The following is a 22,144-nucleotide window of genomic DNA, read 5'->3' as shown; positions in this document are numbered from 1 at the left end:
GAGTAGAAATCTCTATTTTTGGAGCAAAACTTTACGCATTATATATGTATCTTTGCGCGTTGCGACTATTTGTGAAAAGTAAACAACCCACGTTCGATTCGATTGAAATGAAAACCAGACTAGCACTATTTGTTGGCGCCCTATGTGGTCTATGCCTGCCTAAAACAGCCATGGCTCAGGAGAGGGATGACCGCGCTACTATTTTGAATTTTAAAGGAATTCAGTATACCAGCAACGATTCGCTGTTCTATACCAACTTCCGCTTCCGTATGCAAAACAGGCTGGGATACAACAATGTTCTCGATGACGCCGATAATGGAAAATTTGACGCGCGGATACGCCGGCTACGTATGCGTATTGATGGTTATATCTATACGCGCAAGATCTCCTACTCTATTCAGCTGGCTTTTACACGTTCGGACCAGGATTTTGACGACACAGGGGTGGCAAACATCGTCCGCGACGCGGTGGTGTTTTACAATTTCACGGACGACTTTTACATTTCATTCGGTCAGAACAAGCTTCCAGGCAACCGGCAGCGTGTAAACTCCTCGGGGCAGCTGCAATTTGCCGACCGCTCGTTGGTGAACGGTAATTTCACCATAGACCGTGATTTTGGTCTTACGCTCAATTTAAGTAAGAAAATCGGCGAAATGCCGTTCAACGCGAAGGCCGCGATTTCGACGGGTGAGGGCCGTGTTGCCAGCGGTACGGACGACGGGCTGGCTTATACTGGGCGCGTGGAATTCCTGCCTTTGGGACAGTTTACGAACGATGGAGATTATTCCGAAGGCGATATTGAACGGGAAACGACCCCTAAGCTATCCATTGGTGGCGGTTACAGCTACAACGACCGGACAACGAGGGAAGGCGGTCAATTAGGGCGATACGTAAAAAATCCGTTTACACTTAAAACGTCTTTTGTGGACGCCATCTTTAAGTACAGAGGATTTGCCTATCAAGCGGAATACATGAGACGCGATGTCGATAACCCGTTTAATATCGTTGACGATAGGCTTAATCAGGTTGATGGACCGGAGGAGGAAGAAACTTACGCCTACAAAGGTTGGGGAGTGAATCAGCAAGCTTCCTATCTGCTCAACAAAGGCTATGAGGTCGCGGCCCGCTACACTTTCGTCGCGCCACATGAGCAGATCCGACATCTTGAAGATCAGATAGATCTCGTTGAGCTTGGTCTGACAAAATACATAAAAGCGCATCGTCTCAAATTCCAGATTAATGGAAACTACATGGTGAAAAACGGCGACTTCGGCAATAACCGCAGTAAAAACTCCTGGGGCGGCATGATACAGGTGGAGCTGGGGATCTGATTTCTACCCGATTTTTACCCCGTTATGGATAATGCCCGGTTTATTCATCTTTTATTAGAGAATGCTGTATCTTTAAAGTGAATTTAGTTATATGAAGTATTATATAATAGCAGGTGAGACTTCCGGAGATTTACATGGAGCGAATTTAATCAAGGCGTTAAAAAAGGAAGATGAAGAAGCGACCTTCCGTATCGTTGGCGGCGACCAGATGCAGGAAGCGGCAGGTGTTGCGCCGCTGATTCATACCGCTGACATGGCGTTCATGGGTTTTGTGGAGGTCATCAAGAACCTCAGAAAAATTTCAAAAAACCTAAACAAGGTCAAGGTTGATCTGCTAAAGGAGCAGCCCGACACGCTTGTGTTAGTCGATTTTCCCGGTTTTAACCTGAAAGTCGCTGCGTTTGCAAAAAAACACGGTATACGCGTTTGTTACTACATATCTCCAAAAATTTGGGCTTGGAACGAAGGACGTGTACATAAGATAAAGCGCGTGGTGGACCACATGCTCTGTATCCTGCCGTTTGAAGTGGATTTTTACCGGAGGTTCGGCTTCGAGGTAACATATGTCGGAAACCCGCTGTTGGATGCCGTTGCCGCACATCGGCCGAATCCTGACTTCCGGACAGATAATAGCCTGAGCGACCGACCGATCATCGCATTGCTTCCCGGTAGCCGGCAGATGGAGATCGATAAGCTGCTGCCCCAAATGGTCGATCTTTATTTTCTTTTTCCCGCCCATCAATTTGTGGTGGCGGGCGCACCCAACTTCAGTGAAGCAGATTATAACAGAGTTATCGGCGACTTGCCCATCAAGGTGGTGTTTGATCAAACCTACGACCTGTTGCTGCATGCGGAAGCGGCGGTGGTCACCAGCGGTACGGCAACCTTAGAAGCGGGTATATTGAAAGTGCCGCAGGTTGTCGTCTATAAAGCCAACAAGCTGACAGTTGCCATAGCGAGGTTTTTGGTTAAGGTGAAGTTCATCTCCTTAGTCAACCTGATAAATGGTTTCCTTTCTGTCCGTGAATTGATTCAGGAAGATTGCGACACGCGTTCGATTGCCGATGAGCTTCATGAACTGATCAACAACAAAGAACACCGCGAGAGCGTTTTGGAGAACTATGATATCCTGGCGCAAAAGCTCGGCAGCCCCGGAGCGTCAGAAAAGGCAGCGAAGCTCATCGCCGGTTATACCGGTAACCGGTCAAACTAAACCTTTCTCTTGATTGTTGCTCTAATACAAAGGAAAAAGTATAGATCGTTATGAAAGCTAGATTAATATTCGGGGTATTGATGATGTTTGTCTGCTCGTTGTCCTTTGGACAAACCGGGGAGCAGCGGATCAACAAATTAGAGCTACGCAAGAAGGAAAGAAAATACTTTAACAACAGGGATTCGTCCATCACTTTGTATATTGATACGTTGGTTATGAAAGACCGGTCTTCGCTTCAGTTCGTGGGAAAGAAGAAGGTGACGTTGGTTGTAAAGCACGCGGAAATCGGTAAGAGGGCATTTATCAGCGGTATGGGAGGTAGAAACAACGCTTCTGATTTTGATATTGACATTAACTTCGTCAAGCTGGGGTCGCTCTATGTCATCGCCCGCGGGCAGGATGCAATCAATGGAACAACAACATTTCCCAATGGTGACGGCGGCGACGTGCGCTTGGTTTATGACAGTCGCGGTGTAACTCCGCAGCGTGCGGATAAGAAGGCAGATCACTATGTATATGTCGACGTTTCTGAGGGCGGCCGTACGACGAATCCGACAACCGACCTCAACCAGATCTACTCTCGTATCGCCATGTCGGCCCCTGGGCTCCGCGGTGTCCCCGGAGGGCAGATTTATTCCGGATCTCCGGGACAGGAAGGGTCGGTAACCATCGAAGAAAAATGAGTAAACAAACCATTTGGATATACCGTACGGGCTGTTGTTTTACAACAGGAAGCGTTATCGGATATTCCATAAATATTATGGTAAACTATGAAATGTAAAACCCTCCTGCTATGCGTCACGCTGGCATTTCCGACATTTTTGCTGGGGCAGCGCCTCGAGACGTTGACCCAAAAGCACGGCGTTAGCTTTCGGGGCATAGCGACGCACAACAACGAGGTGTGGGTAAGCGGCACGTCGGGGACAATCGGGAAGTCGATAGATGGCGGAATGCAGTGGACTTGGCTGACACCTGCCGGATACGAAACGTTCGATTTTCGGGATATAGCCGTTTTTTCGGATAAGGAAGCGTTGGTGATGAGCGCGGGTAGCCCCGCGGTCATCCTCCGTACAGAGGATGGCGGGACGTCATGGAATGAAGTATACCGAGACGGACGTCCGGAAGCTTTTCTGGACGGGATGGATTTTAATGGGCGCCAAGGGTTCGTTGTCGGAGATCCAACGACCGAGGGTACTTTCCAGCTTCTACAGACCAACGACAAAGGAAAGACATGGAAAGACGTAACAGACTTTATGTTTTTGATAGCGGACGACGGCGAGGTGGCTTTCGCTGCCAGCGGGACATCCATACGTTATCTCCATCGAAATGTGTGGCTAGGCACGGGCGGTACAACCGCTAATGTTTTTCGCCGGAATGAGAAAGAACGCAGAGTTGATAAGCTGCCCTGTCCTATGTTACAGGGCGGGTCCAGCCGCGGCATATTTTCGCTCGACTTCTGGTCGGATAAAGTGGGTATTGCAGTGGGAGGCGATTATATGGACGACCGGATTAAAGAAAACACTATATTACTTACCAGCGACGGAGGAAAAAATTGGCAGTCTCCCGAGAACGAAGGTAGCGGCTTTAAATCCTGTGTTCGCTATATCGATAGGAACACGGTGGTTGCAACGGGAACTTCTGGCACAGACATCTCCTATAATGGCGGCCGTGTATGGGAGCCGCTGTCGGCCGAAGGATTTCACACGTTGGCTGTCGATAAAAATAAAAAGCGCGTTTTCATGGCAGGAAGCGATGGAAGGATATCGGTGTTTGTGATGCAGACAACACCGACAAAAGGAAAATAAAAAAGTCGGCTGAACAGATGGTCAGCCGACTTTGTGTCTTTAGAGCTGTTTTGTCAATTTTTCAACCAACACCGATTTAGGCACAGCGCCGATCTGTTTATCTACAATCTCTCCGCCTTTGAAGAACAATAACGCAGGGATGTTGCGGATACCGTATTTTACGGAAATCTCAGGGTTATGATCAACGTTTACCTTGCCCACAACAGCTTGTCCGTCGTACTCCGCTGCTATCTCGTCGACAACAGGTCCAACCATGCGGCATGGACCGCACCACTCTGCCCAAAAATCAATTAATACAGGTTTATCTGATTTTAATACTAGCTCCTCGAAGTTGCTATCTGTAATTTCTAATGCCATAATATGTCCTTATTTAATGATTACTCGTGCTATAGAACAAAGATATAGATTTTAATAATATATAATCGTCACCGGTCATTCATAAAATTCCTATACCCCATCAATTTAATCTATAGTTTATGCCTTCTAATTTCTCAAGGCCATCCAGAAACTCGTTGGTCAAATTGATCCTTATAGATTTCGCCGGCATCTCGATGGCGAGCTCGTCCTGCATGTCAAGGATTTTGAACTTGAGCTGGCAGTTGGACTCCGCGCCTTCGAGCTTCGTAGACTCTACCAGCGTGTGTACGTGCTCCACGAGCTTATCGTTCAGCAAATGCAAAGGAAGCTGGATCGTGAAAGACTTCGCCATCTTATCGCGGAGGTCGGATAGCAGTTGTATATGCTTCAGTTCGAATCCCCAGTTTCCTACCTGTTTAAAGCGTTCCTGTACCAACCCACGTATCTGCACAAAGAGTCCCTCCTGTAGGTACCCTTTAAATTTTATATAGTCTTCTCCGAACACCATGATTTCGAAGGAGTCGCTATAGTCTTCTATAATAAAGGATCCGAACGGCTTTCCCGACTTTGCTATTCTGTGGTTTGCTGCTGCTACGATCCCGCCGATGACCACTTCTTTGTTTTTGATTCTGTTGAAATCCAGGAGCACCTCCTCCTCTACTTCACTAGCCTTCACCTTGTTTATGAGCTGTAGGTCGCGCACACGGTTGTGGCAAAAATGTTTAATCTCAAACTTGTAGTTATCAAGCGGATGGCTGGTGAGATAGATACCGATAACGTCCTTTTCGTATTTAAGCTTCTCAATCAGGCCCCACTGTGGGCATGGTGCGAGAACAGGTTCCGGCAGTTCGGTTGCAGCGGAACCACCAAAAAGGCTAGCTTGGGCGGAGCTCTCGCTTTCTTTTACGCGGTTGCCATATTTTATGGCCTTCTCAAGCCCTGTCGTATTATCGCCGTCCACGTGGAAATACTGCGCCCTGTGTGTATTGGTAAAGCTGTCGAATCCGCCTGCATAGGCTAAACTTTCAAAAGCCTTCTTATTGGCGGCACGCAGATCTATACGTTTTGCAAGGTCGAATATAGACTTATACTTCCCTCCTTTTTCGCGTGTTTCCACAATGGTATCCACGGCGCCGGCTCCGACACCTTTTATCGCTCCCATGCCGAAGCGGATAGCCCCTTCATCGTTCACCGTAAACTTGTGATGCGACTCGTTCACGTCGGGCCCCAATACCAACAAGCCCATCCGGCGGCACTCTTCCATAAAGAAGGTGACCTGCTTAATGTCGTTCATGTTGTTTGACAGAACAGCAGCCATGTACTCTGCCGGGTAATGTGCTTTTAAATAAGCAGTCTGGTAAGCTACCCAGGCGTAGCAGGTGGAGTGTGATTTGTTAAATGCATACGAGGCAAAGGCTTCCCAGTCCGTCCATATCTTTTCCAGAACCTTCGGATCATGTCCATTCTCAGCCGCCTGGTTGACAAACTTGGGCTTCATCTTATCAAGAACGGCCTTTTGTTTCTTACCCATGGCTTTACGCAGGACATCGGCATCGCCCTTGGAAAATCCTGCAAGCTTCTGGGACAAAAGCATTACCTGCTCCTGATAAACAGTAATCCCGTAGGTTTCCTGCAGATACTCCTCACAGGCCTCCAAATCGTAGGTTATCGGCTCAATACCATGTTTCCGCTTAATAAACGATGGTATATATTCCATCGGCCCCGGCCGGTATAAGGCGTTCATCGCGATTAAGTCGGCGAAAACGGTCGGCTTGAGCTCCTTCATGTATTTTTGCATTCCCGGCGACTCGTACTGAAACACGCCAATGGTTTCGCCGCGCTGGAAAAGCTCGTAAGTCAGCTGATCGTCGATAGGAAATTTATCGGGATCCAATTCCACCCCATGGCGTAGCTTCACGTTGGCGACCGTATCCTTAATCAACGTCAATGTCTTCAGTCCGAGAAAGTCCATTTTTAGTAACCCCGCACTTTCGACAACAGAGTTGTCGAATTGTGTAACGAAGAGGTCGGAATCCTTGGCCAGCGACACGGGGACAAAATTGGTGATATCATCGGGCGTAATGATGACTCCGCAGGCATGCACGCCTGTATTACGCATAGAACCTTCGAGGATCCTAGCCTGTTTAATGGTTTCGGCTTCCAGTCCTGCACCATCCGCCAGAGATTTCAATCGGTTTACGGCCTCTATTTCTTCGGAACGCAGTACTTCTTTCAGCCCTTTCTCGTCCATTGAAAAGATTTTGCTCAGCTTGAGATTTGGTATTAGCTTAGCAATCTCGTTGGCGTCCTGTAACGGTAGATCCAGCACGCGTGCTGTATCTTTAATAGACGACTTAGCGGCCATCGTACCGTACGTGATGATCTGTGCGACCTGAGACGCACCATACTTGTCAATCACGTACTGCATAACCCTTCCTCTGCCCTCGTCGTCAAAGTCGACATCAATATCGGGCATGGATACCCGGTCAGGATTCAAAAAACGCTCAAATAGTAGGTCGTACTTAATAGGGTCTAAATTCGTTATTCCCAGACAGTAGGCAACGGCAGATCCTGCTGCCGATCCACGGCCTGGGCCTACGGATACACCCATGGCCCGCGCCGCGGCGATAAAGTCCTGCACAATAAGGAAGTAGCCGGGATATCCCGTTCTTTCTATTGTGGCAAGCTCGAAATCGAGCCTTTCCCGGACAACGTCATCGATGACCTCGTAACGCTCTTCGGCCCCTCTATATGTTAGATGCCGCAGATAAGCGTTTTCTCCGCGTTTTCCGCCGTCAACGAGATCTTCCGGATGCTGGAACTCTTCGGGAATCTCGAATTTGGGTAACAAAACATCCCGGTTAAGCGAATAAATCTCTATTTTATTCAGCACGTCCTGAACATTGATAATTGCGTCGGGAATATCCGCAAATACCTTTTTCATCTCGGCTGTGGACTTAAAATAGTATTCCTGATTAGGTAGTCCGAATCGGAATCCGCGGCCACGCCCCTTCGGTGTAGAAAGCTTTTCGCCGTCCTTTACACACAATAAGATGTCGTGGGCATGGGCATCCTCTTTGCTTACGTAATATGTGTTATTTGTGGCAACCAGCTTGATGTCGTGTTTGCGGGCGAGCTGGATGAGCGTCTCGTTCACCCGGTCTTCGTCTTCCTGTCCGTGGCGCATGATCTCCACATAGAAGTCGTGCCCAAACTGTTCTTTCCACCAGAGCAACGCTTCCTCTGCTTGCGCCTCTCCAATATTTAGCACTTTGCTGGGAACCTCACCGTGCAGGTTTCCGGACAATACGATTAAATCTTCCTTATATTGCTCAACGACGGAGCGGTCAATACGTGGCACGTAGTAAAATCCTGCAGTATAGGCTATAGACGCCATTTTAGCGAGGTTGTGATACCCTCGTTTGTTCTTTGCCAGAAAGACGATCTGGTAGCCGTTGTCCTTGCGGGACTTGTCTTTATGATCTTCGCACACGTAAAACTCCGCGCCCACTACCGGTGTGATAATACGGCCTACCGGAGGCTCTCCTTTTTCTGCTGCTTCGGCGTTTTTGGCCTCCACATCTTTGTTGTAGCTCAGCACGCTGTTTACAAAGTGGAATGCCCCCATCATATTGCCATGGTCTGTTAATGCGACAGCCGGCATGTTTGCTTTTCCGGCGGCCTGCACCAAGGCCGGAATCGAAATAGTCGACTGCAATACAGAAAATTGGGAATGGTTATGTAAGTGAGCGAACTCTGCCTGTTCAAACGCTTTCCTGATCTCGTCGTCGATAACAGTCGTAACAGCCTCGCCCTTAGTTGCCTGACGTATTGCATCTGAAGCAGCCTTTAAGTTGATATGCGTTAAACCTACCGACGGTATAGGTTCGGGATTCTGCTGCTTGAAAGCTACAAAATATCCAGTATCGACCAGTAAATCGGTCGGCGTAAAAACCTCCCGGCGTACGAGCTCAAAAAAACAGCGTGTCGTGGCTTCGACGTCAGCGGTGGCGTTATGCGCTTCGGCAAAAGGTACACCGAAAAGATACGCATGCAGCTCGGTGAGGTTGGGCAGCTTGTATCTTCCTCCACGTCCCCCCGGTAGCTGGAGCAGTTCGGCGGTTACCTCGGTACAGGTGTCGAGCACAGGCATCTGCGCCATCGGAGATTCAACCCCGTAACGGTAAAACTCACAGCCCATAATATTGATATCGAATCCGATATTCTGGCCGACAACAAATTTAGCTTTAGCTAATGCAGCGTTGAATTTGACAAGCACCTCGGGCAACGGAACCCCCTCCTGTTCGGCAAGCTCCGTAGAAATTCCGTGTATTTTTTCCGAGTCATAGGGAATATTAAAACCGTCAGGCTTGATCAGATAGTCCTGATGTTCAATCAGCCGACCCATCTCATCGTGCAGCTGCCAGGCGATCTGTATACATCGCGGCCAGTTGTCTGTGTCCGTAATCGGAGCATCCCACCGCTTTGGCAAACCTGTTGTTTCGGTATCAAATATAATATACATCCTAGTTCCCTTTCTCTTCGCACAAAGTTAAAAAAATAAGAAACGCATCGGCATAAATCGGCTGCCATTTATTCGACGATCGGATATCTCTGTGAGGTTTAAGCCCATAAAAATCGGATAGGTAAAATCTCCCGCGGTGAAAGCGGCCGTCCGGATACATTTCCAGATAAATATAACGCTTCTTTCACCAAAATACGATCAATACTGGTTAAAATACGAGCGTGTGTCTGTTCTAATCTTTTGCATTTTTATCTTTATATTTTTATAACTTCGGAGCTACATAACTTTTCACATGTTTTCAGTAGACACATATCAGCGGCGGAGAGCTACACTTCGGCACCAGGTCAAAAATGGCGTTCTCCTGTTTTTAGGGAATATAGACAACCCGATTAATTTCGAGCACAATACGTATCCATTTCGGCAGGATAGCACATTCTTATATTATTTCGGAATACAGCAGGCGGGGCTGGCGGCGCTGATCGACCTTGACGAGCAGCGGACGATTGTGTTTGGCGACGAACTGACGATGGACCAGATCGTATGGATGGGACGGCAGGAGACGCTTCGGGAGAAGTGTGCCGGCGCAGGTGTGGGCGAGGTCCTCCCCTTCGGGCTGTTAACAACTTACCTGAGTGAGGCTGTAAATAAAGGCCGCGTAATTCATTACCTACCTCCATATCAGGCGTATAACAAGATTTTGCTTCACGAATTGTTAAAACAGCCGATCACGTCCTTAACGGGGTCAGTATCCTTTATCGAGGCCGTCGTTGCCCAGCGTTCCATCAAAGAGGAACAGGAGCTGGAGGAAATCGAGAAGGCTGTAGAGGTGTCTGTTGAGATGCACCTTCTCGCACTCCGCCTGGCACGGCCTGGCATGCGCGAACGCGAAATAACAAACGCCATCCAACATTTTGCCGCCGATCGCGGGTGTCCTTTATCATATCCGCCCATCGTTACCGTCCACGGAGAGATTCTCCACAATGCCTACCAGCAGAACCATCTTCGTGAGGGGCAGTTGCTCCTGAACGATTCCGGCGCGGAGACGGCGTTAGGATACGCCGCAGATCTCACCCGGACGTTTCCTGTTAGCAAGCGGTTTACATCCCGACAGCGCGAAATCTACGACATTGTGCATATGGCCTTTCAGCGGGCGAATAGTCTCCTCCGCCCCGGAATCCCGTTTAAGGAGGTGCACCTTCACGCATGCGAATCGTTGGTAGAAGGGTTAATCAGTATCGGTCTGATGAAGGGCGATCCGAAGGAAGCGGTAAGCCACCATGCCCACACCCTATTTTTCCAGTGCGGCCTCGGGCATATGATGGGCCTCGATGTCCATGATATGGAAGATCTCGGCGAACAGTATGTGGGGTACACGTCAGATGAGCCCAAGGATACGGCGACATTTGGACTGAAATCGCTGCGTTTAGGTAGAAATCTACAGACAGGCTTCGTGCTGACCGTCGAGCCAGGAATCTACTTTATTCCTGAACTTATCGATATGTGGCAGTCGGAACATAAACTGCAGGAGTTTATCAACTATGATAAACTCCGTGACTACCGCGACTTCGGCGGTGTGAGGATTGAGGATAATTTTGTAATTACCGACGATGGATCCCGTCGGTTGGGACCGGAACTAATTCATACAGCAGATGACATTGAACATTATAAAGCACAACATGCGTAGCGTATCGCGTTTTGGACTACGGCAGGCCTTGGTGGTCGCTGCTGTTTTGTTAGTACATTTTTGCACCGCCCAGATAAACTGGACCAGCGATGGCAACGGCTATTATGCATTCTCGGACGACGGTATTGCTGTCGTAAGTTTACTGGCCCCTGAACAGCGTCAGCCCTTTCTAGAAAGAAAAGACCTTATACCGCCGGGAAGAACCACGCCGTTATCTGTGCAGAGCTTTCAGGTATCGCCCGACGGCAACCAGCTCTTACTTTTTGCCAACACAAAACGTGTGTGGCGCGAGAATACACGGGGCGATTACTGGCTATTCGATAAAAGGAACCGAAACCTGGTACAACTTGGGCAGGACTTTCCTCCGTCGTCTTTAATGTTCGCGAAGTTTTCTCCCGACGGTGGCAAAATAGCCTACGTATCGGGACACAACATATATATCGAGAATATAGCTGATCATGCGGTACATGCTGTCACCAACGACGGTACGGAACGGATCATCAACGGCACGTTTGATTGGGCATACGAAGAGGAGTTCGGCACGCAGGACGGATTCAGATGGTCGCCCGATGGTACTAAGCTGGCTTTTTGGAAGCAGGATGCGCGCAAGACCAAAAACTTTTTGATGATCAATAATACCGACAGCCTGTATTCGTTTACCATTCCCGTAGAGTATCCAAAGGTCGGCCTGCCGCCGTCGGCGACCAGCATCTGGGTGTACGACCTCACTGGTGGCACGTCGGTAAAGATGAACCTTGGGGGAGCCGAAACCGATTACTATATTCCACGTATGGAATGGGTTCTGGACAGCAAATCAGTCATTCTTCAACGCTTAAACCGTAAGCAAAATGAAAGTCAGATTATTGTCGCCGAGGCCGGAGGCGGCAACAGTAGAGTGGTTCACGAAGAACACGATGAGGCTTGGATAGATATTAAGTCGCGCTGGAACAATAATGACCCCACCGGTTGGGATTGGCTTAGCGACGGGAACGAATTTCTATGGCTATCGGAGAAAGCTGGTTGGCGCCAGCTATACACGATCGATCTCAAGGGGAACGAGCGGCTGGTCAGTAAGGATACCTTTGATGTTATTCAGGTGGACCTTTTCGACGGCAAAACCAATACGGTTTATTTTTCGGCGTCGCCCGCCAATGCCACACAGAAATACTTATACAGGGTTAACCTGAAAAATGGCAAAACTACGCGGCTTACGCCTCCGGCATTTGAAGGGACGAATACATATGACATCTCCCCCAACGGCCGTCTGGCCTTATTCCACCACACCAGTATATCATCGCGATCGCAGGGGGCGGTCGTTTCCCTGCCCGAGCACAAAGAGCTGGCGCCCCCTTCGAAGATGGAAAGACTGGCATCAGGTGAGGCGAAAGCTGAATTTTTTAAGGTCACCACTGCAGACCGCATCACTTTGGATGGCTGGATCGTTAAACCGAAAAATTTTGACCCAGCGAAGAAGTACCCTGTTGTCTTTTACGTCTATGGCGAACCGGCATCGCAGACTGTCACCGACAATTTCTTTACCGGAAGGAACTTTTTATACCTTGGAGACATGCCGGCGGACGGCTACGTCTACATATCGCTGGAAAACAGGGGAACACCGGCGCCAAAAGGACGTTCGTGGCGAAAGTCGATCTATAAAAATATCGGTCGTCTCAACATCCGCGATCAGGCCATGGGCGCCAAGGAGGTATTCAAATGGGGCTTTATTGATACTACCCGTGTTGCTGTATGGGGCTGGTCCGGCGGTGGAGCGTCGACGCTGAACCTGCTGGGACAGTATCCGGAAATTTATCAAACGGGAATCGCTATTGCGCCGGTAACCAACCAGCTGCTTTACGATAACATTTATCAAGAACGTTATATGGGCTTACCTCAGGAAAATATGGCCGACTTTGTCAACGGTTCAGCGATAAGCTATGCAAAGAATGTCCGGGGGAACCTGCTACTGATCCACGGAACCGGCGATGATAATGTGCATTATCAAAATGCGGAGGTCTATATCAACGAGCTCGTTAAACACGGCATTCCATTCCAGATGATGTCTTATCCCAATCGCAGCCATTCCATCAGCGAAGGGGAAGGGACGTCGAAACATCTCGCGGAAACGTATACGCGATTTTTACGTCAGTACTGCCCGCCGGGGGCACGTTAGTTACAATCATATGTTTAACATCGTAGCATGATGAACCAAAATAGCAGCCCCGAAGTATGGATGCGGGGGCCCGTGGAAGATGTGCCCGCGCTGTTACAACCTGTTGCCCACGCACTCCTGCAGATGACGGAGGATGTCGAAAAATATATAGCGCCGTTGGATGGATCACTGCTTTGGCTGAGACCGGAGAATACGGCTTCGGTTGCGTTCCATATCCAGCACATCGGAGGGGTCATTGACCGTATGTTTACTTATGCGGATGATCGGCCTCTCTCTGAAGCGCAATTCGACTATTTATCGAACGAAGGTGTTTTCAATCCGGAGCTTACGAAAGATGTACTGCTATCGGAGCTGAAACGACGTGTCGCGGGGGCAATAGGGGCGCTGAAGACCATCGATGTCGCAGAACTGGGGCGTGTCCGCTTTCTCGGGCGCAAGCGTATCCCTACCACCTTGATCGGCTTGCTGTTTCATGCGGCAGAACACAGTCAGCGGCATGTGGGCCAGCTGCTGGTCACAGCAAGGTGGGTACGCGCGCTTGGCGCGACGGAGGCAGGGGAATGTGCTATTCGCTAGCGATTGTGCCGTCATAGCAGCCGCGCTGCCCTGCAGGCAAATTCTGCCAAGAAGAGACGTTTACGTGCACGGTATATCGGTCCACGCCCGAAGCTTTCTTAAAACCGTTTTATAGATTTACCGTTCTCTATAAAAACAGCTATGCAAATACATGAACTAAATATCCGCGACGCTTCTGTATCGCACGACGAAAACGAACCTATAGTACGATTTAACATGGAAATCGCCCTATTGTGCGACGAGGATATCGAGCGATTTTATACGGCAGGAAATCTGGATACTACGACACTTAAAGATGCGGTACTGAAAACCCTTACGGAACAGATTGCTAAAGCGAGCCTGTAAAAGGGAATAAGCTTTTTAGTCGGTGGAACGTTTGTTTATCGGGCGCGATAAAATCGCTGGATTATGTTTGTTATATTCAGTTTTATGCAGACTTTTGCGTTGTATTGATAACCGCTCATGTCACGTAAAACATTATCACGCGAAAATAAACGATTTTAAAGAAGCTATCCTCAAGCAAAATGGACTTAACACACAAGAAGATGAGGTATTCGCACTTAACATTAATCAATTACGGGAATATTTAGACAACATCTACGGTAGCTACCATCTTACGGTCGACAAAAATATTGAACGCCGTATGTTTGAGGACGCCTATCAATTAGATGACCCCAACCAACTAGATTACTTCGTCAAGAAAAACTTCACCAATAAAGAGGAAGCGGGAGATTATATAGTAGCAGCTTTAGACAAGTCCAAACTTAACAGCAAAGAGACGCTCTACAACACGGTATTAAAAGATATCCAGTCGTTAAAGAATTATAACGATGATTTACTAACAATTCTAAAAGAGCTGGATGCTGAGCGCGAGGTATTCAATGCAGAGCAAAAACGACGTGAAGGCGTTTTAAATAGACTTATGGGAGATTATGTAGCCGTGAAGGAAAAATACCAGTCAAAAAACTTTATTCCAGATGCGAACTCCACGCTACGCCTTACTTTCGGCAATATCAAAGGATACAGTCCTGCCGACGCCACGTATATGAGTCCGTTTACAACAATAAAAGGGCTTATAGAAAAAGGAAATTCGGGGTTGCCCGAATTTGAATACCCCGAAAGTATTAAAGCAGCATGGTTGGAAAAAAACTTCGGTGCATATGTAAAAAAAGATCTCAACGATGTTCCAGTCAATATCCTCTACAATATGGATACAACCGGTGGAAACTCTGGTTCGCCGATTATGAATGCGCATGGTGAGCTCATCGGTGTTAACTTTGACCGTGCCTATGATGCGACGATAAACGATTTTGCCTGGAGCGAAGATTATAGCCGCTCCATCGGTGTAGATATCCGTTATGTATTATGGATAGCCGACAAAATCGACAATGCGCAATTCATTTTAAAGGAAATGGGGATTTAGCGACGAGTCACTTTCCGTATCTTCATGGCCAGCACTACAGTGGCAACAATAAAGCATACCGCAGCAATAATGGCCATGGCGATTAAACCGCTATAGGTATGGTAATTTTCTCCGTGCTGAATAAACATAACCCTAAAAATGCGTAAGTAGTGGGTAGACGGAATGACATCCGCAATAAGCTGTACCCAGGTTGGCATCAAACTAGACGGCCAAGTGAAACCACTTAAAATGAACGCTGGTGTTGCGATAACCATCAATATTTCCGTGGCTTTCAATTGTGACGGCAAAACGATGCTTACCAAAACACCGATAAAACATACCGCTAGCATAAAGACAAACGTGCATAACACAAACCACCAAAAGTCGGCATGCAGCGGCATCTCATACCATTTTCCAAATCCCCAATACAATATCAATATACCAATGGACATGAGGATATAAGGAATAATTTTAACAAAAATAAGTCCTACGGGATTCCGCATTCTCTGCGCTAATTCTACAAAGGTGCCGTTTTCAAATTCCGAGGAAAAAGATAACGCTAGCCCCAAAAGAAGTACCTGTTGCAATACAATAATCAATACACCCGGCAGCATAAAATACAGGTAGTTACCACTTCGGATATTCTGCCTGACCATCGTCGTTTTGAAAGGTTCGTATTGTTCAGCTGCAATCTTGGCAGGAACGCCTTGTTTCATCTGCGTTTCGATTTGTACGCCGGCTTTCAGTGTCATGGCACAAACATTCACCGCCATGGCGGCTGTATTGGACGTCAATGTATTCGAGCCATCCACAAAAATTGTCACTTCCGGAACCCGTTTTTGCTGAACACCTGCCGCAAAACCTTTAGGAATATACACAATAACCGTTGCATCATGTTCAATGGCAATTTCTTTCGAATCAAACAGCGATGGCAGCATACGCACGACCTTGATACTTTCGTTATCGTTCATCATGCCAATAAAAGTTGTGCTCAGCGGACTATTGTCCTCGTCGACAACAATGATCGGCATTTCCGTTACTTTCCCTTGTTGATACACATGCCCTATCAATACACCGTACAGAATAGGTGCCCCAATGAAGAGCATCATAAGCACACCATTGTTGAAAAAGAGCTTAAACTCGCGTTGAATGAGTTCTATAAATTTTTTCACGTTTTAATCCTTTCTATTGTGCTTGAAGAACAACCAATGTTTTGGTCAATAAATCGTTCACCTCTGCATGATCGTAAGGCACCACTTTAACCTCAAATACAGCCAGTTGGTTATCATAGTCCGGATAAGCCGTAGAAATATTTGCATACGAGTTCAATGCTTTCATCGTTACTACCCTTCCTTTAATTTCCTTGTTCTCCAAATAAGGTACACGCAGGGTAACCTCACTCCCTCTATTTAATTTACCAACCCTATTTTCCGGCACAGTAAATCGAAAATAAGTCGTATTATTAATATAGCCATTGATGACTGCATATCCGGCAGTAGCGAGTTCCCCGATATTTAAATTAATGGTCTCCACACTCATATCCTGCGGAGCGATGAGGTATTTTTCCAGTGCGGCTACTTTAACCTCGGCGACAGCACCTAAAGCACGCTCTTTTTGTCCTAAAGCCATAATTTGCTGTTCATAACGCGCACCGTTCCGTGCTTCTTCCATTTCGGCTTGCGCGGCAAGGTATTGATTTTTCGCGCCTTGATATTTGGCATACGTTTCATCGTATTGTTGCTGCGACACTAAACTGTCACGCAATAGATTTCTCAAACGATTGATGGATTTCTCGGCAAAATCATATTGTTCTTTTAGCCCATCTACTTTAGCCTGCAATTGAACTAATTGTCCACGCGTAGCACCTTTAGTTGCCATGTTATATTGTGCTTCAGCAGATTGTAAAGCACCTTGTGCCTGTTCTGCTTTTGCATCCACTTCGGGAATATCCAATATCATCAACGTATCTCCTGCATGCACAAAATCTCCCTCTTGAACACGTATTTCCGCCACTTTTCCCGGGACTTTTGTTACAACCGTTATTTGTTCACGTTCTACTTTTCCTTCCAAAGGCTTCTCCCGAACTTCATTGTTGCAAGCAAAAAATAAGAGTGTCAAAGGTATAAGGTATAACTGTTTCATTTCTATTCGTATATGGTCTGTAATAGTTTTCCTGATGTATGTAATAATTCCAATGCCACGGCACGCTGCTGCAAGACATGGCTATAAAAATTAAGATTGACTTTATACCATTCATTTTCGGTTGCTAACAGTTCTGTTACGTCAATCAAACCTGCTTCATACTGTTTCGAAGCCATCTGCAGATTATTTTCAGCAACCTTTACCTGTTGGTCGCCTACTTTTAATTTCTGATTTGCGGTGGTATAACTGACTTTGTTTTTATCCAGCAACAGATTTAATTTTTCCGTTACGTCAAGAAGCTTCGTTTCATTGATGGCTTGATCTAATTGTACTTGCTTTACTTTATTTCGGTGTTCCCCACCGTTAAAGATATCCCATCTCACCCCGACGCCAACCATCAAGTTAGGCCTACCTTTTAGATAGTTGGTAGAAAGGTCGATATCACCTACTACGGGTCTGTCTTTAATGGTTAAATTCGTGTTATGAAGATTCAAATAGCTCGCTGAGCCGAAAGCAAAAACCGTCGGCAGTGACGCTCCTTTTTCTTTTTTATACAGATATTCATAAGCTTTAGATGACGCATCCAACGCTTTTAATTCGGAACGATCTTCCACTCCCGTTGGTACATCCGATAGATAGATGGGCGAAAGATTATACAATACCTCTTCTACTGCTGTTGCAGATAAATCTGTGTCCTGTTGTATTTTTTTGACCAGTAACGCACGATTGCCCGCTAACTCGACTTTCTTTTCTTCCAGCTCTAATATGGCGAGCTTTAGTTTATCACGGTCATACGGAATAGCCAGACCATTTTCGATGGCCTTGTTCACTTTCTCCTGCTCTTTTTTCAGTCTCCGCTCGGAATCTACGATCAATTTATCCACCTCGTTCAACAACATCAGCTGATCGAACGTAGCAGCAATCTCCTTCACCATTCCCTCTTTTCCCGCTTCGGCTAAATAGCCCTGTGCTCTTGCCTTCTCCTGAAGTGCCCGTTCGCCGTTGGGAATCTGCAATCCGGAAAAAATAACCTGCCTAACGGACACACCTGCATACGCAGCCTGCAAGCGAAGGTTGAAGTCGGTTGATCCCTCAAATAGTCCCAGATTTAATACCGGCAGATTTAATGTAGGAATGTCCAAGCTTCCATTATTGTACATGAAGCCATACAAACCCGTTGCTGACACATGTGGCAACTTATTAGCTTTCACACCCTCCGCCTCTAGGTTGGCTTTATCTACTTCGTAGTTTTTGAGTCTCAAATCCTTATTGGTCTGAAACGATTGTTGAATAATTTCTTTTACTTTTGGATCTATAATGGATTGTGCCTGCCCCGTTTGTTGAAAAACGATGCCGAACATGACAAAGATCCATCCCCATTTATTTCCCATAACTTATTTTTATTTGTATTGCGAAACAAATATATTGATTTATATGATGAGCTTTTTTTAAGATATCTTAATAAAAGCGGTTAACGTTGCGATCTAATCACACTGAGCGTTTGCTGAGAAATCCCCAAATAAGAAGCTATATCTCCCAACGGTGCCCGCAAAAGTATATCCGGATGCTGCTCCATTAATTTTTGATACCGCTCTTGCGCTGTTTCAAATTGCAGGCTCTGTAATCGTGTAGAAAAACCAATCAATGCTTGTAACAATATGGTTTGTATAAGTCTATTCATGGCTATGGAATGGGATGCAAGTTCCGCTATCGCATCATATGGGATTAGGGTGATGGTCGAAGGTTCCAACGCCTCTATGCCATACATTGATTTTTTGTGATAGAATACGCTTTCTGTACCTGCCGCAAAAGTTTGTTCTGAAAAAAAATAATGAGTAATATCCTTACCCGATTTATAATAAAACATCCGAACAAGCCCATGCTCTATAAAGAACACGTTCCGCGAATAGTGCCCTGCATCTAAAATAGTATCTTTTTTTGCATAGGTCTTCGTTACGGCCACACGTTCAACTTGTTCTAACAGGTCATCTGTCAAACCAAATGTGGTTTTTAAATAGGGAATTAACAGCATTCCCTAAGATAAGATAATTTATGCAAAAACTAATCTGCGAAGTTAATCATGCCCGGTTTTATATTTAATTTCCAATGCCAATATAATATCCCGTTTTTTTCCTTCTATCAAGGACAGATTTCCAGCAACAAATACGCCTTTTTTACCGTTATTGCTATTCGAAATACCATAGACGGTCGATTCATCGTCCGGGTTAGACGCTCCTTCATAACGATAAAGGTGATCAATCTGATAATTGTCTGCATCGGCTAGTATTTCGTCAAATTCCACGTTAAAATCGATGGTATACCCCATTTCTTTTAATTTAGCCAACGCGACATCTGTCGTTTCATAATCGTGTTTCGTTTCCATAATATATCAAGTTTGTCTCTATCTAATAAAACTAATAGTTACATAAGATAACACGACAAAGGGCAGTTCTGTTTTCGCATTTTTTTGGCTAGCTTTGAACATCTTTGTTAAACTAGGTCGCAAAAACAATTATGGCATATCCTATACCCGAAACTCAATACACTCCCGGAAAAGCATTCGAAAGGTTAATCACCATTTTAGACACGCTCCGTATTGCCTGCCCCTGGGATCGGAAACAAACCATGGAATCCTTACGACATCTCACCATGGAAGAACTTTATGAGTTGACCGATGCAATTCTGGAAAAAGACTACAACGAGATAAAAAAAGAGCTTGGTGACGTGATGCTACATCTTCTTTTCTATGCCAAGATTGCCGATGAACAACAGCAGTTCAATATAGTAGAAGTACTGAACGCCATCTGTGACAAGTTAGTTGTCCGGCACCCACACATTTATTCGGATACACAGGTTGATAATGAGCAAGATGTAAAAAACAACTGGGAGGCTATCAAATTAAAAGAGGGAAACAAATCTGTTCTGTCCGGTGTGCCGAAAGGGTTGCCTGCTCTTGTGAAGGCGTACCGTATCCAAGATAAAGTGCGAGGCGTTGGCTTTGATTGGGACGATAAAACGGAAGTTTGGAAAAAAGTGGAGGAAGAATTAGCGGAATTTAAGAACGAGTTTAACCTCACCGATAAGGCATCCGTTGACCAAGAGAAAGCCGAAGCAGAATTTGGTGACCTGCTATTTTCTTTAATCAATTACGCCCGGCATCTGGGCATCAACCCTGAAAACGCGTTAGAACGTACCAATAAAAAGTTTATACAGCGATTCAGCCATCTGGAAAAAAGAGCTTCCGAAAATGGGCAGAACCTCAAAGAAATGACGTTGGAGGAAATGGATGTGTACTGGAATGAAGCGAAAAAATTATAGATTAAAAAAACAACCATCACGGCTCATCGCAATGGTATTATTAGGCAATTTTTTCCTGCTTATAATGGTGGCTTGTGATCCATTGATAGAAAGTTTCTGTTACCGAAATTTTAAAAAAGATACCGGCATTTACTGTTAATCTAAGTTTTAACCTTGAACCTGTTTACGCTATCATTTTAGCTTTTTTATTTTTTGAAGAGGGTGAGGAAGTAAATACCTCCTTTTACGTTGGGTTGTTTTTTGTAATGGCATCTGTAATTTTACAAACGCTTATCTCTGTGAGAAGAAGCAAATATTCCTACTAACAAAATTTTAAAGGGGCTGTCTAAAAGCCTTTTTTTAGACAACCTCTTTCAGGTAAAAGACATCGTGCTTTTCGCCGGTTTGACTATCGTTGGGATAATAAAATGTTAAAAATTGTTAAGACGCCGCCGGTGGGATACTACTCCTATCGGGACGACGTTATTTAGATATAATTTCATAATTTAGGTTAATAATTGGTTTGGTAAAAATCCTGGAGCTCCCCGCTTCAGGATTTTTTGTTGAACGTATTTCGGTTTTTATTTTAAGTTGTCCTTCAGTGGCCTCCGGTGGGGCTCGTTCTTATCCGCGATGGCAGTTCTTAAAGCGGTACTTTTTGTGTCCTATCACAGAGAGCGGAGGACTTATAATTCACGGGTGGCATAATAGTCATACACCAGTTTTGCGATATCTGCAATAATTGCTTCGTTATTTGCAGTATCCTCCTGCGAATGTGATACAAAAACCGTGATAAATATCGGTTGCCCGCTGGGTAAAAATATGATACCGGCATCGTGTACCGCTTCGGTGATGCCATTTCTTGTTCCGGAGAAGCCTGTTTTATGTGCGACTACCGTGCCTGCAGGGAGCCCTCCTTTCAACCGTTTGGCTCCTGTCTCCGTACCTTTCATCACGTCCCACAAAAATTTGTGGCAGGAAGCTGAAAGCTCTTGGTTGCGGTTGTAATAAAATAACTGCAGTGTCTGCGTGCAGGCTTTTGGTGTGGTCCAATTCTGAAATTGAAGGTCCCAGTTATTCTGCATCGTCTCTTCATTGATCCGGATGGCAATGTCCTGAATACCTTTGCTTTTTATATACGTCTCTACCGCGAGGGGGCCGCCCAGTAACTTCAGCAGCACATCACAGGCTACGTTGTCGCTCTGCGACAGCATATAGGTGATTATTTTCGATAAGGGCAAGTTAACCCCATCGGGGTATTGATCCCGTAGCGGGCTCCAGATTTCAGGAGTAAGGTCTTCTTTTTTGATCGGGATTACCTGATGGAGCGAGAAGCGCCCCTCATCGACCTTAGCGAGCATGGCAGTAGCGATGTGAAATTTAAAGACGCTCTGCATAGGGAACTGCTCATCCCCGCGGATATTAAGTGTGTCGCGGTGCTCAGGATGTATAATGGATACACCGACTAGGGCTTTCTTCTTGGATAACAGTTTTTGTATTGTGGGTTGAAGAGGATGTTCTTGTGCGTGTACATAAAATATGGATAGGGAAGCAAAGGCGAGTGTACGGACAGCGGTTGTTAAGATATTCATAGATAAATAGCTAAGTATGCCATAAAGATAGTTATTTGTCGCTGGTGCTG

19 protein-coding genes are annotated in these 22,144 nt (G+C 46.1%); 11 read left to right on the top strand and 8 right to left on the bottom strand.

Annotation, left to right across the window (positions count from 1 at the left end; translation table 11 throughout):
• Nucleotides 1-107: 107 nt before the first annotated feature.
• The 4 genes from BC792_RS09185 (at nucleotide 108) to BC792_RS09170 (ending at nucleotide 4,349) form a co-directional block, all read left to right on the top strand.
• Nucleotides 108-1,331, top strand: coding sequence for a porin (locus BC792_RS09185; protein WP_148908703.1), 1,224 nt, complete (start codon nucleotides 108-110; stop codon nucleotides 1,329-1,331).
• A 91-nt stretch (nucleotides 1,332-1,422) separates the two neighbouring features.
• Nucleotides 1,423-2,544: a lipid-A-disaccharide synthase gene (gene lpxB, locus BC792_RS09180; RefSeq protein WP_148908702.1), complete on the top strand. Its 1,122-nt coding sequence runs from the start codon at nucleotides 1,423-1,425 to the stop codon at nucleotides 2,542-2,544.
• 50 nt (nucleotides 2,545-2,594) lie between these two features.
• Complete coding sequence (locus BC792_RS09175; RefSeq protein ID WP_148908701.1) at nucleotides 2,595-3,227, top strand: hypothetical protein; 633 nt, start codon at nucleotides 2,595-2,597, stop codon at nucleotides 3,225-3,227.
• Nucleotides 3,228-3,314: 87 nt separating this feature from the next.
• Complete coding sequence (locus BC792_RS09170; RefSeq protein WP_148908700.1) at nucleotides 3,315-4,349, top strand: WD40/YVTN/BNR-like repeat-containing protein; 1,035 nt, start codon at nucleotides 3,315-3,317, stop codon at nucleotides 4,347-4,349.
• Nucleotides 4,350-4,388: 39 nt separating this feature from the next.
• Here the strand turns inward: BC792_RS09170 and trxA are convergent, their stop codons facing one another.
• Nucleotides 4,389-4,706 (bottom strand): thioredoxin, encoded by a 318-nt coding sequence (gene trxA, locus BC792_RS09165; protein ID WP_148908699.1) that lies wholly within the window; start codon nucleotides 4,704-4,706, stop codon nucleotides 4,389-4,391.
• Nucleotides 4,707-4,806: 100 nt separating this feature from the next.
• A complete protein-coding gene (dnaE, locus tag BC792_RS09160; RefSeq protein WP_148908698.1) occupies nucleotides 4,807-9,231 on the bottom strand; it encodes a DNA polymerase III subunit alpha in 4,425 nt (1,474 codons plus the stop codon).
• Nucleotides 9,232-9,523: 292 nt separating this feature from the next.
• On the opposite strand from dnaE, the gene BC792_RS09155 reads away from it, so the two are divergent.
• The 5 genes from BC792_RS09155 (at nucleotide 9,524) to BC792_RS09135 (ending at nucleotide 15,084) form a co-directional block, all read left to right on the top strand.
• Nucleotides 9,524-10,915 (top strand): aminopeptidase P family protein, encoded by a 1,392-nt coding sequence (locus BC792_RS09155; protein WP_148908697.1) that lies wholly within the window; start codon nucleotides 9,524-9,526, stop codon nucleotides 10,913-10,915.
• On the top strand, nucleotides 10,908-13,085 hold the full coding sequence (locus BC792_RS09150) for a S9 family peptidase (RefSeq protein WP_148908696.1): 2,178 nt from the start codon (nucleotides 10,908-10,910) through the stop codon (nucleotides 13,083-13,085). Before BC792_RS09155 ends, BC792_RS09150 begins: the two co-directional genes overlap by 8 nt.
• Before the next feature lie 27 nt (nucleotides 13,086-13,112).
• Nucleotides 13,113-13,661: a DinB family protein gene (locus BC792_RS09145; RefSeq protein ID WP_246154944.1), complete on the top strand. Its 549-nt coding sequence runs from the start codon at nucleotides 13,113-13,115 to the stop codon at nucleotides 13,659-13,661.
• 141 nt (nucleotides 13,662-13,802) lie between these two features.
• Nucleotides 13,803-14,006, top strand: coding sequence for a hypothetical protein (locus tag BC792_RS09140; RefSeq protein ID WP_148908695.1), 204 nt, complete (start codon nucleotides 13,803-13,805; stop codon nucleotides 14,004-14,006).
• A gap of 94 nt (nucleotides 14,007-14,100) precedes the next feature.
• A complete protein-coding gene (locus tag BC792_RS09135; RefSeq protein WP_246154942.1) occupies nucleotides 14,101-15,084 on the top strand; it encodes a S46 family peptidase in 984 nt (327 codons plus the stop codon).
• On the opposite strand, the gene BC792_RS09130 is transcribed toward BC792_RS09135, so the two are convergent.
• The 5 genes from BC792_RS09130 to BC792_RS09110 all read right to left on the bottom strand — a co-directional run bounded on the left by BC792_RS09130 (nucleotide 15,081) and on the right by BC792_RS09110 (nucleotide 19,588).
• Entirely contained in the window at nucleotides 15,081-16,235 is a 1,155-nt protein-coding gene (locus BC792_RS09130) for an ABC transporter permease (RefSeq protein ID WP_148908693.1), read from the bottom strand. The genes BC792_RS09135 and BC792_RS09130 overlap by 4 nt on opposite strands.
• 13 nt (nucleotides 16,236-16,248) lie before the next feature.
• A complete protein-coding gene (locus tag BC792_RS09125; protein WP_148908692.1) occupies nucleotides 16,249-17,205 on the bottom strand; it encodes an HlyD family secretion protein in 957 nt (318 codons plus the stop codon).
• 2 nt (nucleotides 17,206-17,207) lie between these two features.
• Nucleotides 17,208-18,596 carry a TolC family protein gene (locus tag BC792_RS09120; RefSeq protein WP_148908691.1) on the bottom strand — a complete coding sequence of 463 codons (1,389 nt, stop codon included), beginning with the start codon at nucleotides 18,594-18,596 and terminating at the stop codon, nucleotides 17,208-17,210.
• Between the two features lie 80 nt (nucleotides 18,597-18,676).
• Nucleotides 18,677-19,237 (bottom strand): Crp/Fnr family transcriptional regulator, encoded by a 561-nt coding sequence (locus BC792_RS09115; RefSeq protein ID WP_148908690.1) that lies wholly within the window; start codon nucleotides 19,235-19,237, stop codon nucleotides 18,677-18,679.
• Between the two features lie 42 nt (nucleotides 19,238-19,279).
• A complete protein-coding gene (locus tag BC792_RS09110; RefSeq protein WP_148908689.1) occupies nucleotides 19,280-19,588 on the bottom strand; it encodes a hypothetical protein in 309 nt (102 codons plus the stop codon).
• Nucleotides 19,589-19,719: 131 nt separating this feature from the next.
• Between BC792_RS09110 and mazG the strand changes: the two genes are divergently transcribed.
• Both mazG and BC792_RS09100 read left to right on the top strand, forming a co-directional pair.
• Nucleotides 19,720-20,523, top strand: coding sequence for a nucleoside triphosphate pyrophosphohydrolase (gene mazG, locus BC792_RS09105; RefSeq protein ID WP_148908688.1), 804 nt, complete (start codon nucleotides 19,720-19,722; stop codon nucleotides 20,521-20,523).
• A 107-nt stretch (nucleotides 20,524-20,630) separates the two neighbouring features.
• On the top strand, nucleotides 20,631-20,828 hold the full coding sequence (locus BC792_RS09100; RefSeq protein WP_148908723.1) for an EamA family transporter: 198 nt from the start codon (nucleotides 20,631-20,633) through the stop codon (nucleotides 20,826-20,828).
• A 360-nt stretch (nucleotides 20,829-21,188) separates the two neighbouring features.
• On the opposite strand, the gene bla is transcribed toward BC792_RS09100, so the two are convergent.
• Nucleotides 21,189-22,094: a class A beta-lactamase, subclass A2 gene (gene bla / locus BC792_RS09095; RefSeq protein WP_148908687.1), complete on the bottom strand. Its 906-nt coding sequence runs from the start codon at nucleotides 22,092-22,094 to the stop codon at nucleotides 21,189-21,191.
• Between the last annotated feature and the right edge of the window lie 50 nt (nucleotides 22,095-22,144).

It is taken from the genome of Sphingobacterium allocomposti (assembly GCF_008124885.1).
GTDB lineage: Bacteria > Bacteroidota > Bacteroidia > Sphingobacteriales > Sphingobacteriaceae > Sphingobacterium > Sphingobacterium allocomposti.
This window is presented reverse-complemented; position numbering and strand designations above follow the sequence as displayed.